A 5,568-nucleotide genomic window follows, 5' to 3' on the forward strand; every position below is an offset into this window, starting at 1 on the left:
GGTCGGCGGCCGAGGCGGCGGGCCGATCGGCGGCATAGTCGTAGAGATTGCTGTGCAGCGCCCACAGCTGGTCGGCGAGCGCCTGCAACTCCGGCGTCAGGCCGGCGTAGGCGGCTTCGGTATTGGTCCAGATCGTGTCGCCGCCCTGGGGCGGGACCACCACGCCGCGCAGGATGCTGATCGCCGGATAGTCATCGACGAACGTGACGTCGGTGTGCCAGCGATCGGCCCGGCCGCCGCCGCGCGTCGAGTTGAGCTCGAGGATCGCCGTCTCCGGCCGGGACGGCTGGGTCGGATGTTCGACCAACGCGCCGAAGCCGCGGGCGAAATCCTGCTGGCCCTGGTCGTCCAGCTGATGCTGGCCGCGGAACGCCAGCACCTTGTAGCGCAGCAGCGCTTGGCGGATCGCCTCCTGGGTGTCGACCGGCAGATCGCCCGACAGCGCCACGCCGCGGATTTCCGCACCGATCTTGCCGGCGATCGGATGGATGGCGATGTCGTCCGCAAGATCCGCGCGATGGTTGGTATTCACGGCTTCAGGATTGATCGAGAATTGCGACATGGAGATTCCCTCCGCTGGGAATGGGGAAATGAAGTCGAGACTCAGCATTCGCCAGAAAATAGGCGGAGAACTCGCGTCTATATCTTGGAAGAGTCGGCGAATATTATTGAGGTTTGTCGGTCTTCATTCGGGAAACGTTACAGAGCGTTCCCTCAGCGATCAATTTCAAAGAAAGCAGCGTTTAGAGACAATCCATCCCCGCCGGCAACCCGGCGGAGAATATTTTGCTGCGCTGAAATTTTGATCGGGAGTCGGACGAAGAAACGAGGACCCTCCGGGCACCAGCGCGCCCGGAGGGTCAGATCGTCGATGTCATCGAGGATAATGTGTCCCAGGCAGATCTGCCCGGGAGATCGGCGAGCGTTTCCGCTCAGACCCGGTCGGCCGCCTTGGCGAAGCCGTCGATCATGCCGAGTTGGCGCAGGCGCTGCAACTCGTCGAGCATGCACCATTGTTCGGCGATGCGATCGCCGTCGATGCGGTAGATCGAGATTTCCCGGATGGCGATCCGCCGTCCGGTCGGCGCCAGACCGTAGAACTCGCCCCGATGGGTGCCGGTCGAGAGATAACGGGTCACGACCTTGTCGCCGTCGACCAGCAGGTCCTGGACTTCCTCGAACCAGTCCGGGAAGGCCTCATGGATGCGCGCGATGCCAGTGCGGACCTGGTCCAGCCCTTCGCGGTGGGGAAAATTCGAGCTGTCGGGGAAATGGGCGACGAAGGCAGGATGATAGACCCGCTCGACCGCCCTCAGGTCACCCGCGTTCCAAAGCTCGTGGAGCGACAGGACGAGGCGGCTGTTTGCTTCACGCGACATGGAATTTCCTTCTTCTCGCACCGCATGAGATTTCCCCCGCCCGGTTCAGGCGAACGGATCGGCGAGGCGCGGCCAGTAGGTCAGGTCCCGCAGGCGGTAGGGGATTGCTTCGAATTCGAGCTGGAGCGCGCCGGGGGAGGTGACATACAGCACCTCGCGGGCGAGCGGGGCGAAGCCCGCGTGGAAATGCTGGGTCGATTTCACGATGATCAGCTTGCGCGACGCGAGGTCGATGCCGAGGCCGGTGAAGGCGTCGGGATTGAACACCTGGCCGCGCACCGACACGAGCAGCAGGCTGATGCGATCGGCCGTCTCGATCCAGACCGCCGTGCCCATCGGGGTTCGCCCGTCGAGATCGCCCTGGGAATGATGCTCGGCGATGGCGCGGACCGTGACCTTGAGGTCGATCGGATTGCCCGAGGCCGGGCCGCATTTGCCGCCCAGGCGCAGGTCCATCGCGGCGCCGACGCCCGCATCCCGGCACAGGTGGATGGCGCCGAGGTCCCAGAAGGCGCCGAGCACGGCATTGCCGATGCCGCGGTCGATCAGCCGTTGCAGAACGAATGTCGAATCGCTGGGGGCGCCTCCGCCCGGATTGTCGCCGACGTCGGCCAGCACGACCGGCCCGCCGTCGATCGCCAGCGCCCGGTCGAGCGCCGCGTCGATCGAGAGCGAGATCGGCCGCGTTTCCTCGCGAATGTCCCACAACTCCCGGCCCAACTGCCGCACGGTCGTCTCGGCCAGGGCCGGATCGTTGTCGGTCACGACCCAAAGCTTGGCACCGGACTCCGGCACGTCTCCCCAGGGGAAACCGTGGCCGAACGAGACCGACAGGATGCCGTCCCGGCCCTCGAGCGCCTGCATCCGCTTCACGAACCCGATCATCGGCTCGCGCGTCGTGTGCCACAGGCCGACCATGCGACAGTCGTGGACGGCGGTCGCCGGGCGGATCCGGCGGGCGGCGGTGTCGAGGGTCAGCCGATAGAGCTCCCGCGCGCGGTCGACACCGTCGATATGGGGATATTCCTTGAAGGCGATGATGACGTCGGCCGAACGCCGCATGCGTTCGGTGAAATGGCAATGCAGGTCCAGCTCGACGCCGATCGCCACGTCGGGGCCGACGAGGGTGCGGACCCGCTCGATCAGGTCGCCCTCGCAATCGTCGTAACCCTCGGCGGCCATGGCGCCATGGAGCATGAGCAGGATGCCGTCGAGCGGCAGCGCCAAGTCGATATCGCGCAGGATCTCGTTGCGCAATTCCTCATAGACGGCACGGATCGTCCGGCCGGCCGGCTGGGCGAAGGCGGCGATGCTCTCGACCACGGAATGGCCATCGGCCTCGGCCAGACGGCGCCATTCCGCCAGGATCAGCCCATTGCCCTCGGGTGCCGCCCGGCTCGCGTCGCCGTGGAAGATGCCATATTCCTCGAACGCCAGGCGCCCGGTCGGCTGGGGCGAGAAGGTGTTCGTCTCGGTCGCGAACTGGGCGGTAAGGAATTTCATCGGACGGCTCCTTGGAGCGCAGCGGTCAATCGGGCGGGGGACAAGGCGGCGCGGTCGACACCGAGCGCGACCAGGTCGCCGGGAACCGGCTCGCCGCGCGCCAGGGCTGCCGCAAGGCGTGCCATGGCGGGGGCGGTCTGGATGCCGTAGCCGCCCTGGCCGGCAAGCCAGAAGAAGCCTTCGGCCTGGGGATCGAAGCCCACGACCGGCGTGCGGTCGGCGACGAAGCTGCGCAGGCCCGCCCACGAGCGCGAGATGCGGCGCACCGGCAGGTCGATGGCTTTCTGCATCCGGTCGATGCCGAGCGCCATGTCGAGCTCCTCGGCCTGGGCATCGCACGGCACGCTTGGCGTCTCGTCGGCCGGCGACACCAGCAGCTTGCCGGCGTCAGGCTTGAAATAGAATTCCTCGTCCACGTCGATCACCGCCGGCCAGTGCCCGATCGCCAGATCGGCGGGCGGATCGATCAACAGGGCGGTCCGGCGCAGCGGCGTGAGGCCGATCGGGCGGGTTCCCGCCATGGCGCCCAGTTCCTCCGCCCAGGCGCCGGCGGCGTTGATCAGGATGGGAGCCGCGAACGCACCCGCCGTGCTCGTGACCTGCCAGACGCCGTCGCGGCGTGAGACATCCTCGACCTCGGCGCTGGTCACCAGGCGCGCGCCGGCAGACCGGGCGCCGCGCAGGAAGCCCTGGTGCAGTGCGTGGACGTCGATATCCATCACCGAGGCGTCCAGCAGGCCTGCCGCCAGATAGTCGGCCCGCAGCGATGGGATGAGCCGGCGGACCGCGTCACGATCGAGCATCTCGACGCTGGGCGGGCTGATGCGGCGATGATCCTCCAGCGCCGCCAGCTGATCCTCGCGGGCGATGAACAGGCATCCGCGCGGCGTCACCAGCGGATGCTCGGTGAACCCCTGGGGCGGGGCCTCGAAGAATGCCCGGCTGCCGGAGGTGAGCGCGCGGATCGGTGCGTTGCCGTAGCTTTCGGAAAACAGCGCCGCCGACCGGCCCGTCGTGTGGTAACCGGGGAACGCCTCGCGCTCCAGAACGGCGATCCGGGCGTTTCCCGCAAGCTCGAGGGCGATACCGGCACCGGCAATACCGGCGCCGACGATCAGGAAATCGAATTGGTGCATGATGCGGAGACCGGGCTGCCGATGGTCAGGCCCGTACCGGACGGCGGGGCGCCGTCTCGTGCCGATCGCAGTTCCGTTTCATGTGATCTCCTCCCGTCAGCGGATTCGCCGAAACGGCCGATCCTTGCACCGGGAGAGGATGAGTTTGTTTTTCTCTTGGGTCAATAATTTTTTCCGAAGGTAAAAATTATGGCTTCTTTCTCGGCGAGGACGAGCGAGGCTTGGGGGGTGGCGTGTCGCTGCTCACCAGCCGCTTCAGCTCCGATTCGGTGCCGGAGCAGACCGACAGCAGCCGGCACGGCCCGTCGTCGGCCGCCAGGTAGGCATGCCCCATGGTGCTGTCGAAATAGACGGAATGGCCCTTTTCCAGGATGACGGGCGCATAGAACTCCGTATGCAGCGCGATCCGCCCCTCCATCACCATGGCGAATTCCTCGCCGGGATGGCGCAGCAATTCGCCGAATTCCTCGAGCGTCCGCGCCTTGGGTTCGGCGATGATCGGCACCATCCGCTTATGCGAAAGATCGGCGCTCGGGTACCAATGCTCGTAGTGCCGCGTCAGAATATGCTCGCCGTCACCCGTGCGGTTGATGCTGCGCCGGGCCATGACCGCCATCGCCGGCGGCGGCTCCATCGGTTGGGCCGAGAAGAAATACGTGATGTCGACGCCCAGGCCTTCGCTCAGGTTCGTGAGCTTGTCGTAGGTCAGCGACATCTGGTCGTTCTCGACCTTCGACAGGGTGGAAATCGCCAGGCCGGTGCGCTCGCTCATGTCGGCCAGGGTCCAGCCATTCTGCCGCCGCAACTGACGCAGCGCCTCGCCGAGCCGGCCGTTCGGCGCACCCGAGCCCGAATCGCCGCCGTCATCCTTCGGACTGCGCCCGTGTATCGCCATGTCCCGCATTCACCTTTCGGTCGAGGTTTTTCAGTTATTTGCCAAAGAGAAAACCCCAAGAATCGCGGAATTTCAAGGAATTTTGCCTGGCATCCCGATTCGTCGCGATCGGAAGGGCGATGTTTTTGACGGTTCCTCACAAATGTGAAAAATACTTGACGATAAGAAAAATATCCCCCTTCATGAACATGAATTTCAAACCAGGGCTCATGTCCGGCTTCGCGATCAAAGACGAAGCGCCATGAGCGGCAGGCGAACAGGGGACATTATGGGGCAAATAGCTGGAACGGCGCTCGCACGCCATCGCACTCTCGTAAGCTCGATGGCGCTGCTGATCGCCAGCGCGCCCATCGCGGCCCTGGCGCAGACGGCGCCGACCGATCCCAGCACGCCCCCCGTCGCCGGCACCAAGCCGGCGGCGCCCGCCACCGAGGAAATCGTGGTCACCGCGCAGAAGCGCGAGGAAAAGCTGAAGGACGTTCCGGCGTCGGTCACGGCGTTGAGCGGCGACAAGCTCCAGTCGCTCGGCGTGCAGGACCTCGACCATCTTTCGGTATATGTGCCAGGCCTGTCGGAACAGACGACCCGGCCGGGACAGTCCGGCGTCACCCTGCGCGGCATCACGACCGGCAATGCCGGATCGGGTGTCACGGTC

6 protein-coding genes are annotated in these 5,568 nt (G+C 65.8%); 1 reads left to right on the forward strand and 5 read right to left on the reverse strand.

Features of this window, described 5'->3' with window-relative positions; translation table 11 throughout:
• The 5 genes from VGV37_RS28990 to VGV37_RS29010 all read right to left on the reverse strand — a co-directional run.
• Positions 1–562: TauD/TfdA dioxygenase family protein (locus VGV37_RS28990; RefSeq protein WP_326883340.1), on the reverse strand; the 562-nt coding region annotated here is incomplete at its 3' end.
• A 370-nt stretch (positions 563–932) separates the two neighbouring features.
• Positions 933–1,379: an ester cyclase gene (locus VGV37_RS28995; RefSeq protein ID WP_326883341.1), complete on the reverse strand. Its 447-nt coding sequence runs from the start codon at positions 1,377–1,379 to the stop codon at positions 933–935.
• Between the two features lie 45 nt (positions 1,380–1,424).
• Positions 1,425–2,882: a M81 family metallopeptidase gene (locus VGV37_RS29000; RefSeq protein WP_326883342.1), complete on the reverse strand. Its 1,458-nt coding sequence runs from the start codon at positions 2,880–2,882 to the stop codon at positions 1,425–1,427.
• Positions 2,879–4,018: an FAD-binding oxidoreductase gene (locus VGV37_RS29005; protein ID WP_326883343.1), complete on the reverse strand. Its 1,140-nt coding sequence runs from the start codon at positions 4,016–4,018 to the stop codon at positions 2,879–2,881. The genes VGV37_RS29000 and VGV37_RS29005 overlap by 4 nt, the downstream gene beginning before the upstream one ends.
• A gap of 187 nt (positions 4,019–4,205) precedes the next feature.
• Complete coding sequence (locus VGV37_RS29010) at positions 4,206–4,913, reverse strand: XRE family transcriptional regulator (protein WP_326883344.1); 708 nt, start codon at positions 4,911–4,913, stop codon at positions 4,206–4,208.
• A 322-nt stretch (positions 4,914–5,235) separates the two neighbouring features.
• On the opposite strand from VGV37_RS29010, the gene VGV37_RS29015 reads away from it, so the two are divergent.
• Positions 5,236–5,568 (forward strand): TonB-dependent receptor plug domain-containing protein (locus VGV37_RS29015; protein WP_326883345.1); only part of this gene is annotated, 333 nt, incomplete at its 3' end.

The sequence above is a fragment of the Aliidongia sp. genome, assembly GCF_035943795.1.
Taxonomy (GTDB): Bacteria; Pseudomonadota; Alphaproteobacteria; order ATCC43930; family CGMCC-115725; genus Aliidongia.

Bases quoted from the DNA above. Each gene is read 5' to 3' on its own strand.
- VGV37_RS29010 (WP_326883344.1), bottom strand. From the start codon at position 4,913: ATGGCGATACACGGGCGCAGTCCGAAGGATGACGGCGGCGATTCGGGC.
- VGV37_RS29000 (WP_326883342.1), bottom strand. From the start codon at position 2,882: ATGAAATTCCTTACCGCCCAGTTCGCGACCGAGACGAACACCTTCTCG.
- VGV37_RS29005 (WP_326883343.1), bottom strand. From the start codon at position 4,018: ATGCACCAATTCGATTTCCTGATCGTCGGCGCCGGTATTGCCGGTGCC.
- VGV37_RS28995 (WP_326883341.1), bottom strand. From the start codon at position 1,379: ATGTCGCGTGAAGCAAACAGCCGCCTCGTCCTGTCGCTCCACGAGCTT.